The sequence below is a fragment of the Corynebacterium aurimucosum genome, assembly GCF_046895345.1.
Taxonomy (GTDB): Bacteria; Actinomycetota; Actinomycetes; order Mycobacteriales; family Mycobacteriaceae; genus Corynebacterium; species Corynebacterium aurimucosum_G.
The window spans coordinates 1,663,406-1,684,468 of record NZ_CP160096.1 but is presented as its reverse complement, the minus strand read 5'-3'; the positions used below and the strand labels follow the sequence as shown (position 1 = coordinate 1,684,468).

At 62.1% G+C, this 21,063-nt stretch carries 8 protein-coding genes; all 8 read right to left on the bottom strand.

Translation table 11 applies throughout. The features are described from left to right. Positions 1-256: 256 nt before the first annotated feature. From ABZS45_RS07975 to ABZS45_RS07940, 8 genes are read right to left on the bottom strand one after another with little or no spacing between them, the layout of a single operon-like run. Positions 257-1,843, bottom strand: coding sequence for a hypothetical protein (locus ABZS45_RS07975; RefSeq protein WP_412099365.1), 1,587 nt, complete (start codon positions 1,841-1,843; stop codon positions 257-259). After that, positions 1,840-5,217: a DUF5682 family protein gene (locus ABZS45_RS07970; RefSeq protein WP_412099364.1), complete on the bottom strand. Its 3,378-nt coding sequence runs from the start codon at positions 5,215-5,217 to the stop codon at positions 1,840-1,842. The genes ABZS45_RS07975 and ABZS45_RS07970 overlap by 4 nt, the downstream gene beginning before the upstream one ends. Beyond that, positions 5,214-6,314: an ATP-binding protein gene (locus tag ABZS45_RS07965; RefSeq protein WP_412099363.1), complete on the bottom strand. Its 1,101-nt coding sequence runs from the start codon at positions 6,312-6,314 to the stop codon at positions 5,214-5,216. Before ABZS45_RS07965 ends, ABZS45_RS07970 begins: the two co-directional genes overlap by 4 nt. After that, positions 6,311-10,915, bottom strand: a complete 4,605-nt coding sequence (locus tag ABZS45_RS07960) for a hypothetical protein (protein ID WP_412099362.1) — start codon at positions 10,913-10,915, stop codon at positions 6,311-6,313. The genes ABZS45_RS07965 and ABZS45_RS07960 overlap by 4 nt, the downstream gene beginning before the upstream one ends. Further along, positions 10,912-15,456 (bottom strand): hypothetical protein, encoded by a 4,545-nt coding sequence (locus ABZS45_RS07955; protein ID WP_412099361.1) that lies wholly within the window; start codon positions 15,454-15,456, stop codon positions 10,912-10,914. Before ABZS45_RS07955 ends, ABZS45_RS07960 begins: the two co-directional genes overlap by 4 nt. Continuing rightward, a complete protein-coding gene (locus ABZS45_RS07950; protein ID WP_412099360.1) occupies positions 15,456-18,356 on the bottom strand; it encodes a hypothetical protein in 2,901 nt (966 codons plus the stop codon). The genes ABZS45_RS07955 and ABZS45_RS07950 overlap by 1 nt, the downstream gene beginning before the upstream one ends. Next, on the bottom strand, positions 18,260-20,062 hold the full coding sequence (locus ABZS45_RS07945) for a hypothetical protein (RefSeq protein WP_412099359.1): 1,803 nt from the start codon (positions 20,060-20,062) through the stop codon (positions 18,260-18,262). Before ABZS45_RS07945 ends, ABZS45_RS07950 begins: the two co-directional genes overlap by 97 nt. After that, the gene (locus tag ABZS45_RS07940; RefSeq protein ID WP_412099358.1) at positions 20,055-20,942 is read right to left on the bottom strand and encodes a DUF4132 domain-containing protein; all 888 of its coding nucleotides are present in this window, start codon (positions 20,940-20,942) and stop codon (positions 20,055-20,057) included. Before ABZS45_RS07940 ends, ABZS45_RS07945 begins: the two co-directional genes overlap by 8 nt. Positions 20,943-21,063: the final 121 nt, after the last annotated feature.

The following is a 21,063-nucleotide window of genomic DNA, read 5'->3' as shown; positions in this document are numbered from 1 at the left end:
GAAGTAAGGCGCGAGAAACAAGAAACAGTCAAGAAAAAGTTCTCGCAGCTCAACGGATAAAAATAGCGTAGCGGAGTGCTGTTTTAGGCCTGTTTGTGGTTAATGAAGCAAGAAGCGCAGAATTACTTCTTCAGACCATCAATGATCTCATTGAAGGCAGCAACCGGGCGCATGGTCTGATTGAGCTTCTCCTCGCTCGGGGTGTCCTTGGTCTGGATGGCGCGCTAGAGGTCGCCGGCCTCGACGTCGTGCTCGATCAACACACCGCGGCGACAGCGATCCAACGGCGGGGGATGCCGCGGGGATCAGGGCGGAAGCGGCCATCGAAATCGTGGGAGCCGGCTGCGGCAGCCTGGGCAAGCTGTTCAAGGAGGTCGGCGCGGTGGCCACTGGCGTTGGCACGCAACCAGGCGGCATCTGCCATGATGCGTTTGCGGTTCGTGCCAGCTACAGCGCGCCGGCCTTGCCGTGCGACGGCATCGCGCCAACGCTGCAAGACCGTCTCTGGTTCGATCTGCGAGCGGGTGACCACCACTGGCTTCGCGTCCTGGGGAACGCCGAGCCAGTGAGTGTGGGGGCGGTCAAGACCTGGGAACACCCAGGTGTCTTCGTGGGCGAGGCCGATGAGGATCCACGGGGTTCGGCCTTGCTCCCAGGCGTGGCGCTTGCGCATTCGCAGCTGCACCGTCACGTCGGCTGCACTTGCCAGCACCCGTAGGGCAGGAATGCCGAGTCTTTCAGCGGTGGGGCTGGCTTGGCAGCGCAATGGCCCTTCGTTGGTGTCAAAGACGAAGACAGGGTGCATGCCGTCATCCTCGACCCCGCGGAAAACAGCTTCGCCGAACCACCAGTCGTGCGCGGGAACGACAGTGTTGTCTGGGGTGCGGGTGCTGGCGCGGACCTGGCTCCCGCGCCCCAGCCTGCCATCAGCGGAAGCTGTGGCGTTGGTGAGCAGCACACCGGTGCGGGCGGCGTCGCGGTGCGGGAGGCCCAACTGGCCCAGCCCGGTGTCGGCGCAGTAGGCTTGGACGATTTGCTGTTCACCGCCTGGGAGCACAGTGGAGAGCTCCCAGACTTGGCCGTTGCGCTCGTCCACCATATAGGTGATCACCCCGGCATAACCTGATGCGGTGAGCAGCGGCTCCGAGGCCCACCCACGAAGTCTCAGATTCCCCACCGGACTGTAGGTGCGGCGCGCAGTGCCAACGGCATCAAGGCTCAGCGTTCCGGTGTCATGGCCGTGGCGGAGCCGGTGGGTGGCCAATGCGGCTTCTACCAGTACGGAAACCGCGGCCTGCGTAACGTGGCTGTCTCCGTAGCCGAGCCGGCCGGTGCCGAGGTGCCCGTGCAGCACCGTGAACTGTGCGGCCAGCAGAGGCAGCTTGTGCACGCGAGCAGCTGCCACCACGCGCAACACGGCTGCCCGGTCACCGGCGGTGAGCCCGCCGAGCCCGCGGTTAAGAAGTCCAGTTAGGCACGATTCGGCGAGCTCGAGGGTGGACAACTGGTCGCGGGTGAGCGTCAGTGGAGCATCGGCGGGCTCGGAAGGAGCAGAAGACCCGGAAGGTTCGGAAGACTCAACGACCGTCGGCGGGCAGTTGACCAGCACCTGCGCGAGATGGAGACAGCGCGGGCTGAGCAGACAGTCGCATTCGGCGCTATCGGGCGAAGTGAGGCTGACGGTGGCACTTCCGACAGTGATGGTGGTGCTGTCGGTACCGGTCTCAACGGTCCAGGAGTCGGGGTCAGCATTGTCGAGGCGTTTCTGCAGGCGAGCTGGAAGCGCTTCAATCGTGGCAGCGACGAAGGCCGGGTCCATGGGAGGAAGGTTGGCACGGGTCATGGGTTCACCTGCTCTGCCACCCACCGCGCCAGCGCTGTCGGGGAGACAGCGGAGACAGACATACCGGCGTTCGCAGCGCGCTGGGCGATCATCGTGTTATAGCGTGCGGTACCTGAATCATCCAGCGCGGCGCACCCGAGGAGCCGAACACCGGAGGTGTGCATCGATTCGATGCGGGCCAGCATCTGGGACACTGATCCGCCTTCCTCGAAATCGCTGATCACTACGAGCATGGTCCGGGACGGCACAGTGACGCGTTCTTGGGCGACGGAAAGTGCGCCGGCAATATTAGTGCCACCACCGATGTGGATTTCGAGGAGCAGAGACAGAGGGTCGTCGACGTGTTCAGTGAGGTCGATGACTTGGTGAGAGAAGGCGAGGAAGGTCACCGACAAAGCGTCCACTCCGGCGAGAATGGAGGAGGTCATCGCGGCGAAGACGGTGGACGGTTCCATGGAACCGGAGACGTCGACAAGCACGATCACGTGCCATTCCGCGCGACGTGCTATGGGTTGGCGGAAAATCGGGGTGGCCACGACGAGCTCCGGGGTGCCGTCGGGACCGTGCACAGCGTGGCGCAGGTTCCTGTGGATGGTGCGGGCGGCGTCCAAGCGCGGCGAAGGGCGAGTGGAAGGCCTCCACCCTTGCAGGCCGCGCAGCGCCGGGCGCATTCGTGAAGCCAGAGCCTGCGAGAGCTCCGCGACCATGCGGCGCAGCATCGGACGCAGTTTAATCAGCGCTGATTCGGGCATGCCGCCGGCGAGGGTGAGGACGTCATTGAGGAGTTCGACGGAGGCGCGGGGTTGGACGTCGAGAAGCAAATCCATGCCGAGCGGATTGCGCGAGGTGACTGCGGCCGCGGCAATGTCTTCGCGTACCTCCTCGCCGAACAACTCATCGAGGTCTGAAGCCCATTCGCGTGCTGTGGGGTAGCCGGGCTCCATGCCACCACGCCCGCCCAATGATGCAGCGGTTCCCCCTTCGCCGGCACCGCTGCCGTAGAGCTGGTCCAGGCTGCGGGCCAAGCGGCGGTGCTGTGGATCGGTCAGTTCGTGGTGGCGTCGACCCAGCACGAGTGCCCATCGCTGCTCCGGTGCCAAGGCCGCAGAAGCAAGCCCGAGCCGCTGGAGACGTTCCCACGCGGCGAGGTCTTCGGCAGCCCAGCGGCCAAGTTCTTCGGCTGGGATGTGGCTCGGGCGCACATGGTTGGCGCCAAGTGCTTCCATCAGGCGCTCGCGCTCGGCGGCAGACATCGGGTCGAAGCCAGCACGCAGCGCTGGAAGTCGCGCGATGAACAGGGCTTCTTCGAGGTCCTCGACACCGGAGCGGAGGTCGTCGAGGAGAACGTGGTCGTCCGCAAGCAAATCCGGGCTGGCGGTAATAAGGCCGGTGAGCCAGCGCCCTAGATCGTGGCGGGCATCAGTACTAGAGGCACTGCGGATCCGGCCCGCGATGCTGGGCACATCATCCAAGTGCTGGTCGAGACGCTGCAGCAAACCGGTAGCCGCGCCCTGCATGAGCGGCGAAGCAGCGGAGGCGAAGTTCTTAAGCGAGTGCGCCAGGCGCATCCCCACATCGGTGTGGCGAAGGGCGACGAGGCGACCCAAAGCGCTGGCATCGGCCGGGTCATCACTGCCGCTAAGCCCGTTGACCTGGGCGACTGCAGCATCGCTGAGAATCTCCAGGGCACCGCTTATCGACGCCCCACGTTCCACCTCCGCCATGCCCGCCACCGTGCCCTCGCCGATAGCGGCGAGCACCTCGATGGCCTCGACCAAGGCGTCAATCCCGGCGCGGGCAGGGAGTTCCTCTTCCACAGCAGCAAGCCACCAGTCGAATTCACTGGCCAACCCGGTTGCGGCGGCATCAGACAAGCCTGTCACCAAGGCAGCCATATCCGGGTCCGCGCCGGGACGCCGAGTGCGCAGCACGCCTTCCGCGGCTTGGGTGACGGTGACGCCGAAGGTGTTGGCATGGGCGAGGCTGGCACTTGTCGTCGCGTCGTAGTGCACCGTCCATTTTGTGCTCACCGCCTGGGCGCCGCCGATGCCGGTCACCTCGGTGGGGATGCCGTAGGAGATGCGGGCGATCCGGCAACGTTGCAAGAACACCTCGCGGCGGGCATCCAGCGTCTTTGACGCTGAGGAACCGTTGGCGCGCAGTGGTGCCAAGACCAGTTCACGCGGCGAGTCGTCAGGACCTGGTAGACGCAGGGTAGAAAGGTCTTCCTCGAATGCGAGAACCAGCCCGGACTGCGGCGTTCCGGGGGCGAGCGAGCCGCGGGCGCTGCCGATCAGAACTTCTTTGGCGGCGCGGGCCACCACACGGCCACGTCCGAGCACATCGCCTTGTGCGAAGACAGATGTGCAGGCTTCCAGCACCTCGCGGCGCCCCGGCACAGGCAGCCCGCGCAATGCCGCGAGATCGAGCGCCATCCGGTGGGCCTCGCGGATTTCAGCTGGACCGCATGGGTGGCCGGAGGCGCGGATGCCCGCCGCCAATTGGGTGAGTAAACCGGCGACAGCATCCTCAAAGGCAGACACGCTGTCGCCGTGGAGCAGCACGGCGCGTTGCCAGCGAGGATCGCGGATGCCGGATGGGTAGCCGGAACGGGAATCGAGCAGCGCGTGGGAGTAGGGGACCAGGCTCGCCGTTGTCGAGCGGGGTGCAGGCAGCGAATCGAGTAATGCCCGGTCGGACTCCGCTTCAGCGTTAACGAGAACATCGGTCAGCGCAGGACTATGCCAGGCGCCGGTCACGGCGGCCACGTGTGGGCCGTGTGCTGCGCGGGCGCGCCGGATGCCCTCGCGCATCGACGCCTCTCGCGCGGCTGTTTCCGTATTGACGGCTTGCTCGTGCCGAAAAGCCCATCCGAAGGCAAGGCCACTGCGACGCACGGCTTCGGGGTCTGCGCCAGCAGAGGGGACTTCGACAAGGCGGTCCCAGGCATCGTCGGGGTATTCGGCGCGCACGTGAGCGTCGATAAGCATGCCCACGTTGATGCCTGCTTCCTCTGAAGCGGCGGGCCGCGCGGCGGGGGAGAGGTCCGCGCAGATCACCGGCACTCCGCGCGAACGCGCCCACCGCAAGGCGACGAGCTCCGGGCTGAAATCGGACAAAGGCCAGAAACCGATTCGACCGTCATCATCAGCCACCGCGAAAGCGAGCGGCGCCTCCGTCTCCGGGTGGGCGATCCACTCACACCAATCCTGCGTCTCAGCGGGAAGCTCCAGCACAATCGCGTCCGGGTGAGCCGTATCCAGCGCTCGCGGCAGCACGCGCGCGAGTGACGGTGAATGGTGGCGCACACCGACAAGGAAGACAGGATCGCGCGCTAGCTTATCGACGATCCCCGCAACATCCACTCCCGTCATGCCAACTCGTCGCGCTGATCCCATAGCGTACGCCACGGTGTTGCGCCTTCTTGCGCCCGGCGGTGAACAACTGCGTCCCAGTACCCACGCAAACGGTCTGCATCAGACGCGTCGTCCTTGCGGACGACGCCGAGCAGGTGCCCAGCCACGTCGCGCAGACCGTCGCTGCGAGAGGGGAAATATGAGGCAGCCAGGGCGATCGACGTGCTCACGGAGACTGCTTCGGCAGTGGAGAGAACCGTGGTGGGCTTTTCCACCGGCCACCCTTCGCGGCTGACCCCGGCACGCAGGTCGCGGAAGGCGGTGACGAGGACCTCGACAACAACATCGTCGACAGGTGTGTCGATGTGCGCGGCGTCTAGCGCCCGGCGGGTCTGCGCGGTGACCAGCGCGATCTCCGCGTCAAGGTCAGCGATGGGGTGGACTGTTTCGAAGCTGAAACGGCGCTTCAACGCGGCACTCATTTCGGAGACACCGTGATCGCGTAGATTCGCCGTGCCGATCAGACCGAAGCCCTCGGCGGCCGCCACCGACGTATCGCCGAGTTCGGGTACCGCGATGCGACGCTCCGATAGGAGGGAGACCAGCGAGTCCTGGACCTCCGGAAGGCAGCGGGTGATCTCCTCGACGCGGGCGACCGCGCCGGTTTCCATCGCCCGCATCACCGGGCTAGGCACCAGCGCCTCCGGGGTCGGGCCCTTGCCCAGCAGCATCGCGTAGTTCCAGCCGTAGCGCAGCTGATCCTCCGTGGTACCTGCGGTGCCTTGCACCACTAGGGCGGAGGTTCCACAGATCGCCGCCGACAGTAGCTCGGAGAGCATGGATTTGGCGGTGCCTGGCTCGCCGACGAGCATCAGGCCGCGCGAGCCGGCCAGCGTAATCACGCAACGCTCCACCAGCGCTGGATCACCGACGTATTTTGGCGCGATGGTCAGCTTGGACCGCCCCGCCTTCAGATCCGTTCCACCCATGATGAAAGTGACCACGGCCTGCGGCGTGAGCTTCCACCCCGGCGGGCGGTTGCCGGTGTCCCAGCGCTCCAAGAATTCGAGTTCGTCGGCGAAGCGATCCTCTGCGAGCTCGACCTGGTGTGTCATCGGCGTCTCCTCCTCGTGGTCTCCAGTTCTGCGAATTGCGGCGCGTCGTCGCCCTGGGAGCGCTCCCAGCACTTAGCGAACCATTCCGTCGGCGGCAGGGGTGCGACAGCGATGCCCAGCTGCGGCTCGAACTCTCCCTTGAGCCCAGTTTGCTCGATGCCGAATGCGGGTAGCTTCCACACCTCGATCGGGAGCTGCCCGTCTGACTTGTGCACTTTTTCTACCCATCCGCCGGGCAAGAAATAGCTGCGGCCCGAGCGAGGGCGCTTGCCTTCGACGACTTTACCGGCGGTAACGAGTTCGGAACCGGCGCGGACGATATCGGCCTTCTTCCAGGCGTTCCAGCGGCGGATATTCTTGTCTGTCGGGTCGGGCCAGGCCAGCAGCTGCAGGTAGTAGCGGGCCGCATCTTCGCTGACTCCCAATGTGTTTGCCGCTGTCGCCACGAGTTCGGGAGCGGAGACGAGCGGGTCGCGAGGCTCTCCCTCGCCCGGCTGCTTCAGCCATTCCGCGTAGGCAGTGAGGACACCGTGTGCGCGGAGGTCCATCGCCGCAACGCGCGTCCTGCTGGTGCCGAAAAGGCGGTCCTTTACCCATTCGCGCGCCAGGTCAAGGTCGCGGCACGGCTCATCGACATCTGAGAGATCGACGAAGATCACATCCCCGTCATTTTGCTGTTCAACTGCGAACCGGCCTGCTTGCAGATCTTTGCGGTTCGTGTCGCCTTCGGCGCGTTTCGGCGCACCGATCGCGCTGCGAATTGCGTCATCGTCCTCACCGACGCCGGCGATAGCTACGTTGATTGCCTCGACGCCCCGCGGGGAGTTGTGCAGCCGCTCGGCATGGTCGGCCAGCGCAGGGCGCAGCGGATCGGTCATGTCCAGCTCAGTCGCGAGCCAGATCAGAGCGCCGACCTCTTGGGCCCAATCGTCGGCGTTGTCGGTGTCGAGGTGCTGGCCGGCCGCAATGCTCTGCAGCACGTTCTCCTTCAGCATCTTCGGGATGCGCTCGGCGATGCGCGCCGGCAGCTCGGGCAGGTAGTCCGGCCCGTGCTCTGACCAGTACCGGGCCATGGCTGGGATGTCTGGGCCGCTGGTCAGCAACTCCTCCGCATCGTCGGGCAGGCCGGCTGCCAGGATCGCCGCGAAGTGGTCGTCGAAGTTTATCAACCGGTCTCGAGCTGCCTTGAGCTCGCCGACCTTCAGCCCCATGGCTGCGCGCAAATCCTTCGGCACGAAATTAGTGTTGAAGGAGTAGAGATTCGGGAAACCAGCGGCGATCAGGTGGGCGTCGGCAAGCGGGGCGTTAGCTGCGGCAGCGAGAGCCTCGCCCGTGGACGCTGAGTACGGCAGCGGGCCGTCCTGCTCGATGCGTGCGAGCAGTGCGTCGAAGACCGGTTCAAGGTCCATGCGTGACGGCGCGATGCCAGTTCGGCTCAATAGCTTCAGGGGTGTGCCATCCGCAGTTATCGGTTCCTCGCCAGCCACACGCACAACCGGGATGATGCGGGAACCACTGCGATCAAGTCGCACCGCCCGCGGCGGCAGCTGCTTCTTGCTTCCTGGCGTATACGGCCCAGAATCGTACGATTCAAACACGAGGTTGTCAGCCGCGAGCGCTCCGGCGTCCCGCAGCACAATCCACAGCTCCTTCAGCGCCTGCACTTCGTCCGCGGTACGGCCGGGAGATGCCGCGGAAACGAGCAGACCATCGCCGTGACCGAGCAGTTTCATCCAGTCGTTTGAGCCGAGGCCGCGGTTGTGGGTGTACCCCTTCTCAGGGACATAGCGGTCGTGCATTCCCAAAATTGCCGCGCCTTGCCAGATGTCCATCGCGTCGAAACGCTCGAGGGGAGACCACGTGAAGGGACGGAGCACGTCACGGTGCTTGGCGAACGTCGGCGCCCCGGTTAGCTCCTCCGCCCGCGTGCTGGTGTCCTCCTGCGGCCAGGTTGTCGCCGCCTCGTGTGCAACGGACGCAATCGCGTAGCGCAGCACCGGGTCGTCAATATCGAGCAGGTCGCCGACAAATTCGCACATGCGCTTATCGACGCCGCCGTCGCCCCCACGCGCCTGCTCCACCAGGGGACGGACCTCATCGGCAGTGATCTTCCGCAGCTTCTCGCTTGTCTCGGGCTCGCGCACACGGAAGTGGTGCCACCACATATACGAGTAGAGACATGTGCCGCGCACAGCCACCGGGGTCATGTCATCCGGATCCACAACGACAGGAGCTATGCGTTCATTAGTGAGAATCCACCGTCCGCCGTTGGGGCGGCGAAGTATGCCGATGACCTTGCTCGCGAGCTCGCCGGTGACGGTGAATTCGGTTCCGTCCGCGTCGACCAGCAAGCGGAAGTCGGGATCGCCGGGACGGGTGAACACGGCATGCCGGTGGAACCCGTCAGCGGTGGAAAAGTGCGATTCCGCGGTCGTGTCCTCCACCGGCCGGTGCTGAGAACGCCGCGGGTCGAGCACCAAATCCGGGTGGCGGCGGCACTGCTCGGCGAACCAGTCGGGCAGACTCTCGCGGCCAGTGGCACCGGTGGCTGGATCGACTTCTACCACAGGGAAGACGCCGGCAAGCCGGGAGCGTTCGACGAGCCATACCCGGTCGCCGTCGACAAAGAAATGCTCGCTGCCGCTCGCCAACGTGGAATGGCCGGGGCGCATCACGGTGTCGGCGCCGAAGATACGCGCGCCGGGCACCGGGACCGAGGCGAAGAGCCCGCCGTACGAAAAAGTTCTCAATGCGCTGGACATGCCCTTGGGAGTGTCGTCCCACCACACCCGCGGATTCGCGTTGGTGTAGGTGGCGAGACCGAACTGGCCGTCGATTTCAACGGCGCTAAAGAGCTTCTCGCCGGTCCAATTGGGAATCTCGGTGGCGGTGCGGCCGCGCAGGTAGGTGGTGCGGGCATCTTCGTTCACGATCACACCCGGCCAGCAATCTAGGGTATCCCGCTGCAAACTGAGGTGAATCGGTTCCCCGAACTTCCAGTTGAACTGCTCCAATTCAGGCCAGCCGAGCTCATCGGGCAGGCCACGGCGCAAGGATTCAGCCAGGGGCTCAGCAGGGTCGCGGTGAATCGCACGCACCCGGTCGAGGAGCGCCTGAATCTCCCGGTCGCTGACGAGCTCGAACCCACGGACGAATGTGGTGGACTGCGTGAGATGGTCGACGGTCGGCACACCCGCTTCAAGCTTGTCGACGATCTCCGTGAGCAGCTCCACCACCAAATTCCTGACGTGCGGGTCGGCGGTGAGCACCTCCACGACCTCGGGATGGCCCATCGCATTCTTGATCCCCAGAGTGACAGCTCCTCGCAGCGATTCGTCCGCCATGAGGTGGGGCAGTGGTGTGCGCTCCGGAAGGCGTGCCCATCTGGTGAGGTCGATATCCGGTTGCACTGATGGGCGGGAGAACGTGATGGTCAGTCCGCTCGCGAGAACCTGCTCGACGGCTGCCGCCGGCAGGTAATGGAGCCGGTCTTTAGGCACGGCGACGGTGGTGAGACCTGCATGAGGAAGGATGTCCGCGAGAACCGGGGCCAACCGGGTCGACGGCGTATACGGCCACTTCGTCCACTGGGACTCGAAGAGGAGGAGACCGGGAACGAAGTCCGGGTGAGCGCCGTCTTTGACTGCGTCGAGCGCGCCCGTGGCTTCCAGCAGCTGCAGCCACGGGTCGGTGTCCACGTTCCGCGGGAACAGCTTGAGCAAGCGGTCGATGAGCGAGGGGTCGTCCTCGACGGCGCGGCAGATAGCCTTCTCGTAGTTCTTCCAGAAATGCGCGCCGGCCAGGTGGATTGACGGGGCGCGTAGCAGGTCGCGCACGACGCCGACTTCCTCCTCAGCGGTGTCTAAGCCAGCGGCTTTCGCCAGCTTCGCCAACTCCTTCTTCATTCCGGCGTGTGGGCTCAACCCGCCCCGCACACGCTCCACGCACAAGGTGCGGTATGTGTGGTACGCGTCCTCCGGTTCGAGTTGTTCCGCCAGCCGTTTCGCTTCGTTGCCCAGTTCCTTGGTGCTCAGTGCCCCGGCATAGGCGAATTCCAGGACGGCTTCGGCGTGGCGGGTTTTGTCAATAGGCAGCGAATGGCGGCGCTCCGCGTCACGAGCCTGCGTGAACATCTGCGCGGCGAGCTTACCGTTATCCGCGGCGATGAAGATCCGCCCGGCTTCCTCGAAGAAGGTGGGGAGGAAGTGCGGCGCGCTGTTGTCGAGTTTGTCGGCTAAAGCGGCTATCGAGTCCTTGAATTGCTTCGGCTTGCTGTCCGCGTATTTGCCTGCGCGCTCCAAATCGGCGACGAGGTTGAGCGCGTGATGCGCGTTCTCGGGGTCGTTGAGAATTGGCCATGCGGGAAAGCCGATCGCCCGCCGCCGTGTGTGGCCCACCTCTACACGGCCGGCCGGCTCGAGCCCGGTGACTCCGAGCGCCAATTCTTCGGCTTGTGTCAGCGGCTCGGGTGCGAGTTGAACGATCGTGCGGCCGGAAAGTGCTGCGTGGGTGAATGAAGCCGCCACGAGCGGCACCGAGCTGTCCGTCGCAGTCTTCGTGATGCCCCCAAGGTTAAGGCGTGTGCTGTCCTCGAATGTCATCGGCGACTCCTACGGTTCGTTTCCAACTCTTCGAATTGCGGCGCGTCCTCGCCCTGGGAGCGTTCCCAACAGGCAGTGAACCATTCCGATGGCGGCAGTGGAGCCACCGACACATTGAGAAGAGGTTCGGCCTTGCTGCGTGCGCCTAGTTTGAAAATGCCAAAGGGCTCCGTCTTCCACGTTTCGATCGGTAGGTGCGGAGGCTGTCCTTCCGTCCAACCGCCAGGCAAGAAGTACTTTCTTTTGGCGCGGGACCGTTTCGCCTCAACGACGACGCCCGCATCGACCAATTCTTCGCCGGCATTGGTGATGTCGGCTTTCTTCCATTCGTTCCAACGGCGCACATTCGCGTCCGTCGGGTCCGGCCAGGCAAGAAGCTGCAGGTAGTACACGGCGGCAATCTCGCTCACGTTCAAAGTGGAGGCCGCTTCTTCCACGAGCTCGGGCACGACGGCGAGCGGATCGTGTGGATCGCCGTCGCCTGGTTCGCGCAGCCACTTCGCGTAGGCAGACAGACTGCCCTGCAAGAATAGTTTCAGCGCCCAGAGATCACTTGTGGATCCGGTGCACATGACGGCAAGATCGATGGCCTGCTGCAGGTCAGGATCATCTGCGTCGTTGATGTCGCTCAGGTTGACGCTGACTGAGCCGGCACCGGGCCAGGAGCCCTCTACAAAAGTGAAGCGTCCTGATTGATAGATCGGATCGCTGGAGTTTTCGAATTTTCTGATCGGCCGGTTAAGGCTGCGGGCGGTGTCCCAATACGCCATGAGAGTACCGAGGTGAATGTCTTGGTGCTCATTGGGGGATTTGACCAGCTCCTCTGCGACATCGGCCAAGGTACTGCGAACCGGGTCCGACATGTCCACCTCGTTGGCCAGCCAGAGCAGCGACTCGACCCTTGAGTCCCAATAGTCGTCGTGGTTGCCGTCGAGGACGTTGAGAAGAATCCGTGTGGACAGCCCCTTTGGTTTCCGGGCAGCGAGGTCTTCTGGCAGTTGCAGCGGCGCTGCGGGGCCATGCTCGGACCAGTACTCCGCCATCGCCTGGGCATCTAAACCGTTGTCCAGGACAGATGCTGCATCGTCCGGGATGCCTGCGGCGAGCACACGCAAGAAATGCCCGTCGTATCTGCTCAACCTGCTTCTGGCTTCTTCTGCTTCAGCAACCTTGATTCCCATTGCTGTGCGCACATCCTTGGGGATGAAATTCGTTTCATATGTGTGGAAGTTCGGGAATCCGGCCAGGATCAAATGTGCTTCAACCACAGGAGCTCCGGTGGCCGCGGCGAAAGCCTCACCAGGTTCTGGCGACCATGGTTGCGGGCCGTTGTCGCGAAGGCGCTCGATGAGTGCGTCGAAAACTGGCTCAAGATCCGTGCGTGAAGACGTGATTTCCCGCCGGCTTTCAAGCTTGAGAGTATGGCCGTCAATGGTGATGGGGTTTCCTCCGTCGGCACGCGCGACCATGAATTTGTTCCCATAGAACTTTCCTCCGGGCAACGTCAGCGGCGGGAACTTCGTGTGGAGATCCCGGTAGCGTCCGTTGTTCAACAGGTGGTCGATGGTCAAGTGCTCAGCCGACAGGAGATTCGCATCCCTCAGCAGGACCCACAGCTCCTTGAGGGCGTGGGCTTCCTCGAGCGTGCGGCCAGGCATGGCAGCGAGCGCGAGCAATGCGTCGGTGCAGCCTAGCAGCTCTATCCAGTTATTCTTACTGACCCTCCAGGAATCCGGCTTCGGCGGCAATTCTCTGTCGGTCAAGCCGAGCCTTGCTGCCCCGTGCCAGACGCTGAGAGCGTCGATATCGTCCCACCGGTGAACCATGGCGGAAAGGAGGATGTTTTTGTGCTCTTGAATAGCAAGAGTTTTGGATACAGCCGCATCCGGCGATATCCGAACCTCCGGCCATGACCGTGTCAGGGCTGCGGCATGCTGCGCGATTGCGTGGTTCACCGCGTAATTATCGATGTCCAGTAGGTGTCCGACGGTATCGGCAGGATCATCGTTGACGTCGAAATCAGTACAGCGATCAAGCACTATGCGCAGATCATCGGCTGTGATCGTGCGCAGTTTGGCGCTGATCTCGAGGTCACGGTGCCTGGTGTGGTGCCACCACATCGCGTTGCTGAACCCGAGTCCGTAGGAAAGCGTGGGTATTCCATCCGATGGGTCGATCACCCACGTGCCCTGTCTCGATGTCGACAGAATGCGTGGCTGCCCATTGGGCAAGCGAATGACACCGAAGACCGAGCGAGCGAGCTCGCCTGTCACCGTGAATTCGGTGCCGTCCGCGTCGACAATGAGGGCGAACTCCGGGTCGCCCTCCCGGCGGAAGACCGCGTGCCGGTGGTAGCCGTCCGCAGTGGAAAACGGGGACTTCTCCGTCTCCTCGCAGACAGGCCGCAACTGGGAGGTGAGGGGATTGAACACGAGGTCGGGGTGGCGGCGGCACTGCTGCTCAAACCAGTCAGGCATTGATTCGCTGCCGGGTGCCCCGGTGTCGGGGTCAATCTCGATGATCTTCTCTTTGTCATTGAGCACCCAGAAACGGCCTCCTTCAACGAAGATCTGCCTGGTGTTGAAGCTCCATGCGGGGTGGTCGGGCCGTACGACCACACTCTCTCCGAGGAGACGACCACCAGGAACGGGGACAGAGGCCTTGAGACCTGCAGTGTGAGGGAAATGCGACACCTTGATATCTAACGGTTCACGCGCACCGGACCAGCTGATTTTGGTCCCGGTAGCGGAACGGTGCCGGGTCACAATAGCGATTTGGCCGTCGGCTTCGGTGACGTCCTTGATCGGTTCACCCGTCCAATTTTGAATCTCGGTGGTGGACTCGCCGACGACAAGAGCGAGTTGCTTGTCGTTGTGCACCACGACTGCGGGCCAGCAGTCCTCCGCCGCGACCCAGTTATCCGGGTCATGTTCATATTTTTCCCCATATGCAGTCTCGAATTCGGGCCAACCCAGTTCTTCCGGCAGGCCGCGGCGCAGAGTCTCCGCAAGCACCTCGGCGAGGTTTCCGTGGTATGTCCGAACGCGGTCGAGTAGACCTTGGATCTCGGTGTCGTCGACGAATTCAAAGTGGCGGACGAAGTCGGTCACCTCGGTCAAACGGTCTGTCGTCGGCGGTGCCGATTCCAGGGACTCGACCCGTTCCGTGAGCAGCTCGACCACCACGGGATGGAGGTGCGGGTCGGTGGCGATGACGGTGATCTCGTCGGAGTGCTCAAGGGCCCGCTTGATGCCCTGCAACAGGTATTTCCGCAGTTGTTTGCTGGTAGCAAGGTAGGGGAGTGGAGACCGTGTCTCACGGCTCGCCCAGGTTTTGAGGTCGATGTAGGCCAGGCGAAAACTGTTAGTGAAATCGATGGCAACGTCATGGCTCAGCAACTGCTCCCACGCTTCTGCGGGGATTTTGTCCAGCCAACCGTCCGGCACAGCGATAGTTGTGCAGCCGGCGTGGGGAAGAATCTCGTCGAGCAGCGGAGCGAGTTTCTCATTGCTATCCGTGTCCCACAAGATTCGAGTGCCTATTCCCACAATGCGCCGGACGAAATCAGGGTGCTCGCCCTGCTTGACGAGCTCGATAGCCCCGCTGCCGCGGAGAATATCGATCCAGTCGTCGACTTTGATTTCCTCCGGCGACATCGTCAACAAATGGGCTTGCAGCGTCTCGTCCTGTTTGGCCGCTTTGCGGATCGCGGTCTTGTAATCCTTCCAGAACTTCTGATTAGCGCGCAGGATGGAGGGTACCCGCAGCAGAACCGCGGCCAGTGCAGCTTCCTCATAGGCGGGTTTCAGTCCCGCCGCTTTGGCCAGCTTCGCCAGGTCTTTCTTCATCCCGGAATAGGGAGTGAGGCCACCGCGGACACGTTCCAGGCACAGTGTGCGGAACCGCTCGTATGCCTCTGCAGGTTCCAACCGCTCAGTCAGGTGCGTGGACTCCGCAGTGAGTTCCTTCACGGAGATCGCCCCCGCGAAGGCGAATTCCATCATGACGTCACGGTGGCGCTCTTCGTCGATAAGCAATGCGTGCCGACGCTCAACTTCGCGCGCCTTCGTGAACATCTGCGATGCGTACGACGTGTTTCCCGCTTCTAAGAATATGCGGCCGGCTTCTTCCAGGAATATCGGCAGAAAGTGTGGGGCGCTGGCATCGAGTTTGTCTGCGAGTGTGTTGATCTCTGTCTTCACCGCACTCGGCTTGGATCGGGCCCGCTTGGAAAGTCGTTTCAAGTCGGCGACGAGGTCGAGGGCATGTTGCGCGTTGTCAGGATCGTTGAGGATCGGCCACTCAGGGAAACCGACTGCGCGACGGCGCACATAACCGACATGAGTCTGCTCTTTCAGCTCCAGCCCGGTCACTCCGAGTGCGGCTTTCTCTGCTTCCAAGAGTGGCTCGGGCGTGAGCTTGATCACGGGACGGCCAGGCAAAAGTGCGTGCGTGTATGTGGCTGCGGCGAGGGGAAAGGAGCCCTCTTGTGCTTCTTGCGTGATGCCACCTTGCTCAAGGCGCGTGCGTGCTTCAAGCATTATCGACGACTCCTTTTGGTGGTTGTCAGTTCCTCGAATCGCGGGGCATCGTCTCCTTGTGAACGTTCCCAGCACGCGGTGAACCATTCTGCTGGTGGCAGGGGAGCCAGTGCGGTGCAGAACATCGGCTCATACGTGGCGTTGGTCGCAATCTTAACGAAACCGAACGGCTCCAACTTCCAGTTTTCGATCGGCAGGTGCGGGGGAGTGGCTTCAGCCCAACCACCTGGCAGGAAGAAGTTGCGTCCAGCGCGAGGTCGCTGTGCCTTAACGACGACGCCCGCATCGACCAATTCTGCGCCGGCATTGGTGATGTCGGCTTTCTTCCATCCGTTCCACCGGCGCACATTCGCGTCTGCGGGCTCAGGTAATGCAAGGAGCTGAAGGTAGTAGCGCGCAGCATCCATGCTCACCCTCAAGGTCAGGGCCACCGTCTCCACAAGACTGGGCGCAACCGCCAGTGGGTCACGGGGTTCTCCGGTGCCAGGGTGGCGTAGCCACTGCGCATAAGCGGACAAAGCGCCACTTAAATACGAACTAAAAGCCGCGAGTTTGTCCAGCTCGCCGTAGGCCAAGACGCCCCAGTGGAAGGCTTGCTGCAGATCGGGGTGGTTGATGTCAGCGATATCGCTGACATCAATGATGATCTTGTCGGCTGGGTGTCTGGTGCCCTGTTCCGTAGCGAAGCGCCCGGTGTGGAAGAGCGGTTCGTTCGGGTCGGTGAGGTCTCGGTTAGGGAGGTTGAGATGGCGGCAAGTCTCCGCATATGTGCCGATAGCACCCAGACTGATCTTCGTTGGTTTGGAGGGGGACTGTATCAGCTTCTCGGCATAATCGGCTAGGAATTGACGTCGTGGGTCGGACAAGTCGAGTTCGCTTGCCAGCCAGAGCACTGCGGCGACCTCGCCGGACCAGTCCTCGGCGTTGTGCTTGCCTGCGAGGACATTGTGCAAGCTGGCTTTGGGTAAGAACTCCGGTTTCTTTTCAAGGAGTTCATCCGTCGGCTTCTCCACCTTCTTCGCGGGGCCATACTCAGACCAATACGTACCCATGGCGTGCGCATCGAGGCCCTGGTCAACCACCGAGACAGCATCTGCAGGGACACCGGCGGCCAGCACGTGCAGGAAGTGTTCGCTGGCTTCCTTCAGTCGCTTCCTGGATTCGACCGCGTCCGCTATTTTGATCCCGATCTCTCTGCGCAGTTCGCTGGGTAAGAAGTCGTCTTTTTGGTAACCGAAGTTCACGAAGAAGTTCGGGAAACCAGCCATAATCATCTGCGCATCCGTCAGTGGTGCACCGCTGACTGTCGCGAAGTCTTCGGCTGGTTCGGGTGTCCACTTCCGGGGCCCGTTGGACTGGACCTGCTCAATGAGCGCATCAAACACCGGCTCAAGGTCCGTGCGTGAGGGCGTGATTCTTTTACTATCCAGCAGTTCCAGAGAGTTTCCTTTGAAGTCGATGGGACCACCACCATCAGCACGCATGAGCATGATGTCTGAGTTGTGGTTCACTTCAAATCGCAAGGTCAGGGGTGGAAACTTCAGGTGTTCGCTCAAAGTGTTCTGAGGACGTTTCAGCGTCTCGACGGTCAGATGCGATGCCTCAAGGAGTTTTGCCTCGCGCAGTACAACCCAGATCTCTTTGAGCGCCTGGATCTCCTCCACCGTGCGTCCTGGAACAGCCGCGAGAGCGAGGAGCGCATCGGCGCAGTCCACGAACTCCAACCAGCCGTACTCGTAACTGGTCCACTGTGTTATGTGGGTGTCTGGCAAAGTCCGGTCGTGCAACCCGAGTTTCGCTGCTGCATGCCAGTACATCAGGCCGATCTTGGCATCCAACGGATAACTTCGCACCGAGCGAAGCATGCGGTTGTTGTTTTCCACTGTGGGCGTACCAGCCAGCACGTCGGTTGGTGGCGGTGAGTTCCACCCAGGCCACGATGCCACCAGAGCATGTGCCTGTTGTGCGACGCCATGGCGCAAGCCGTAGTCCTCGACTCCAAGGATCTCGCCGACCGCATCAGCCATCCGGCCATCGGTGTCTTGAGGATCTTCGGAGTGGAGCTCGGAAATGCGTTGGATGACTGGTTGAAGCTCTTCAGCGGTGATCACGCGCAGCCTTGCGCTGAACTTTGTGTCGCGGTAGTCAGCGTGGTGCCACCACATCGTCGACTCGAATTCCGTGCCGTAATAGAGGGTAGGCGTGGAATCTGCAGGGTCGAGCAGGAGGGTGCTATTTCCCTGGGTAACCAATAAGCGAGGCTGTCCATCCGGTAGGCGGATCACACCGCAGAACCGATTGGCTAACTCGCCTCGGACCTCATATTCAGTACCGTCTGCGTCGACCACGAGATAGTAGTTCTTCTCGTTTGGCTTACGGAAAACCGCGTGCCGGTGGTAGCCGTCTGCAGTGGAGAAATGTGAATTCGCCGTTTCTACGTGAGCCGGGCGCAGTTGGGAGTCGAACGGACGGAAAATAAGGCCCGGGTGCCGGCGGCATTGCTCCTCGAACCAATTTGGCAGCGAGTTATCTCCTACCTCACCGGTTTCGGGATCGATCTCGCAGACATTCATGCCATTGACTATCCAGATGCGCTCGCCTTCGACAAAAAATTTCGCGCTTTTCTTGCTCCAGGTGGAACCACCCGGGCGGATAATCGTCTGATCGTCGATGAGACGGCCACCAGGGACGGGAACCGAAGCACTCAGGTCTTGGCTACTCCCGTAGCGGTACTCGTTAGCGGCCATCTTGCCATTTGAATCAGACCAGCTGATGTTGTAGCCGAAGGAGCTATCGCCTTTTGTCACGAGGGCGTAGCGGTGATCGGCTTCAGCAACCCCACGGATGGGCGCATCCGTCCAGTTATGGATCTCAGTGGTGGAGTCACCGCGCAGGAACACGACCTTTTGGTCGTTGTGTACCGCAACTTCCGGCCAGAAGTCTTGAGCGAAAACTGCTTGTGCTCGCCTTCGGCAGCAACATCGGAGCAGACATGCTCGTATAAGGGCCAACCTAGCTCTTCAAGGATGCCCCGGCGCAGCGTTTCGGCGAGTACTTCTGCCCGATTGCGGTGGTAGGCGCGGAGACGATCAAATACTGCCTGCACATCAGGGTCTGGAACGTGCGCCTTATCGACGATGGCCTCGGTGGCCTTGATCAAACGGAACACCGTGGCTGGTGCTGATTCGAGCTGCTTGAGTGGCTCTTCAAGCACCTCGATTACCAGCGGCTTGAGATGCGGATCGCACGCGACGGTCAGCATCTCGTGGTCTGAACTGAAGTGCCTAAAAGCACTATTCAAGGAACTCTTGATGCCATCAACCAGGAGATCCCGCATCTCTTCGCTGGCTGCCAGATGCGGTAGGGGAATGCGGTTGTCGCTGTTGGCCCAGCCAAACAAATTCACCACACCGTCTTCTTCGTCGTCAAAGAAGTTGATAGCAACATCGTGACTGAGGAGGTGCTCCCACAACTCGGCAGGGAACATTCCTACTTTTGTGCGCGAAATGGACAAAGACGTGCAGCCAGAACCAGGAAGGATGTCTGCGACAAAGGAGCCAATCTTTGCCCTCGAATCATTGGGCACCCGGCGGTACTTGGTGGCGAGGTTGATGATGTGCTGGATGAAGTCAGGGTGCTTGCCTTCTGTGACCAGTTTGGAGGCCCCGGTATCGTCGAGAATCTCCAGCCAATCGTCGACGGTGAGTTCGGCTGGCGTCATCGCCAGCAGGCGGTCCTGCAGCGCCTCGTCATTCGAGGCGGCTGTGCGAATCGCCTTGTCGTACTTCTTCCAGAAACTGTCGCCTGCACGCTGGATTGAAGTTACCCGCAGCAGGTCCGCGGCCATCCGGACTTCTTCTTCGGCTGGTTTCAGCCCAGCAGCCTTTGCCAAGGTGGCTAAGTCCTTCTTCATCCCGGCGTAGGGAGCCAGTCCGCCACGGACGCGCTCCAAGCACAAGGTGCGGAAGCGCTCGTAGGCTTCGGCTGGTTCCAGCAGATCGGAGAGCCTCTTTGCCTCAGCGGAGATTTCTTTGGCTGCAAGGGCACCGGAACAGGCGAATTCCAATATCACTGCGTGGTGCCGGTCTTCGTCGATAGGCAGTGCGTGGCGGCGCTCGACGTCGCGAGCTTTCGTAAACATTTGGGATGCGTAGGTGGTGCTCCCGGCTGTGAGGAAGATCCGGCCGACTTCTTCCAAGAATGTCGGCAGGAAGTGCGGGGCGCTGGCATCCAAACTTGCTTCCAGCGCCTTGATGTCGTTTCTGACCGCTCGGGGTTTCGAATGAGCCCGTTTGGCTGCGCGCTCAAGATCCGCAATGAGGTTCACCGCGTGTTGGGCGTTGTCTGGATCGTTGAGAATCGGCCACGCAGGGAAGCCAATGGCACGGCGGAGAGTGTGGCCTACAGGAGTACACCCGCCTGGTTCAAGGCCTGCCACCCCGAGAGCAACACTTTCTGCTTCCAGCAGCGGCTCGGGAACGAGTCTGACAATGGTGCGTTCTGGCAGCAGGCGGTGCGTGAAAGACGCAGCGACGAGCGGAGACGAGGCCGAATCGGGAGACTGGGTAATACCTCCTTGCACGAGGCGGGTGTGAGTATCACTCATTGTCGCTGTCCTCAATGGTGCGGCCAGCGTAGATTTGCGTGGCCATACGCACACCTTCGCTGTAGGCGACGGGGCCGACCTTGCACACGGGGACGATCTCACCGTCGATCTCCCACGACAGCTCGCCTGTGTACGTCTCCACTTCGGGGTACTCTTCCGCGCCGAGCCAGTATGCTGCCTCCACGACATGGCCGCCTTCGTAGATGCGGGTTGCCGCGTACCCGCCCTTGATGCTGTACCCGAGCGAGCGGGCGTGCCGTGTTGCGAAGCGAACCTGTTCGAAGTACGCGTCTTCCCAGGCACGAAGGGCAGTGGTTGCCTCGTCCGGCAGCGGATCGGGCATCGCGTACACCGCGCGCTGGAGCTGGTCGAAGCGCTGCTCCACGCCGAGGTCCGCGGCGAATTCGCGCAGCTCGTCCAGATCGTCCAGCAGTACTGGGTGCGGGATGAGAATCTCAGCTGCTTCGATGCTGCGGGTTTCGCCGTCCATGTCCACGATGCCGAGCTTTACTTGTCCGTCCTCTTCGGTCGCGTCTCGCAGGAAGCCCGTTTCGCCGTCACCGTCTGCTGGTTGGATGATGAGGTCGCGCAGCCAGGACTGCCACGCTTCATCCGGCCACACTGCCGCAATGACAGTAGCGGGCACCGGCAACGAGCGCAGCAGCCATGTTTCAACCTGGACGCCGCATTCTTCGTCGTGGGTTTTTAGCCACGTGAGCAGGTTGTCCAACTCGAGGTATTCCTCGGTCTTCTTCACCTTCGCGGGCACGGATTTTAGCTGTTTGCCTTTTGCATTGCGGGCAAGGATTGCACCGTCGTCAATAGTTAGGGCATAGCCGCCGGTCACGTCGATCCATGTGGATTCTGCAGGATTGCTCATGCCAGCGAATGTACTGGAATTCACATTTGTTAGTGGTGGGGAAGCAGCAAAAGGGTGTGCCCACCCGGCCGGCCCCCAGCGTGCCACCGAAAAATCCACAAACCAAAACCCCGGCGGCCGT